Annotated in this window: 1 protein-coding gene; it reads left to right on the forward strand. The window is 57.2% G+C overall.

The window, feature by feature from the left end:
* A partial coding sequence (locus ACHAC9_RS24455) for a right-handed parallel beta-helix repeat-containing protein (RefSeq protein WP_435764406.1) occupies nucleotides 1-736 on the forward strand: 736 nt, incomplete at its 5' end.
* Nucleotides 737-1,013 lie beyond the last annotated feature (277 nt).

Here is a 1,013-nt window from a genome sequence, read left to right on the forward strand (position 1 = left end):
AATCGCCGGCGGCACCAAATGGACGCTGGGCATCTATACCGGCGGTTCGTACAACGTCATCGAAGGCAACCACGTGCACCATACGGCCAACACCATCGCCTGCAGCAGCGCCGGCGGTTCGGCCATCGGTGTCGACAGCTATTACAAGGGCGTGATGGGCGACGTCATCGGCAATGTCGTGCACGATATCGGCCCTGCCGGCTGCACCTATGTGCAAGGCATTTATCACAGCACCTCGGGCACGATCAAGAACAACGTGGTCTACCGCGTCGGTTCGGCAGCGATCCACCTGTGGCACGATGCAACGAACCTGAAGATCACCAACAACACGGTGAGCGCGTCGAACTTCGGCATCATCGTCGGCGGCGGCGATTACTACTTCACGAGTGCCGGCGCGAACAACGTGCACGTGCACAACAACATCGTGTACGACAACAAGTACGGTATCTCGGAACAGGGCAAGACCGGCACGGGCAACACGTACAAGAACAACCTGGTGTTCAAGAACACGACGTATGCCTGGCAGCTGCGCAATGGCTTGAAGCACACCGGCACCATCAGCTCGGACCCACTGCTGGCTGCTTACTCGCGCACCGCCGCGCTGCCGAATTTCAAGCCAAGCACGAGCTCGCCGGTGATCGGCCGCGGTATCGCGACCTTTGCGCACCCGACTGACATCGACGGCAAGCCGCGCAATAGCGCTACCGGATTCGACATCGGCGCTTACCAGCACTAACTAGCGAGTTCGATATCGCTCATCAAGCCTCCAGGCTTGATGCACCCCGCGCAGCCGCAAGGCGCGCGGGGTTTTTTTCCGCTTCGGAACCGGCGGACGGGCCGTTGCCCGCGTACGGGCACATCTGCAAAGCTCGCGCGTGCCGGGGCTGCAGCGTTGCTCGTCATGAAATAAAATTTTTGACAATAGTTATTTCTTAGAATAAACAATCTTTGCAGAAATGATACCTGAAAGAAATTTATTTATGAATACGTTGAACTTAGGAAGTTTCCACAGA

This window comes from Massilia sp. CMS3.1 (genome assembly GCF_051262535.1).
Taxonomy (GTDB): Bacteria; Pseudomonadota; Gammaproteobacteria; order Burkholderiales; family Burkholderiaceae_D; genus Telluria.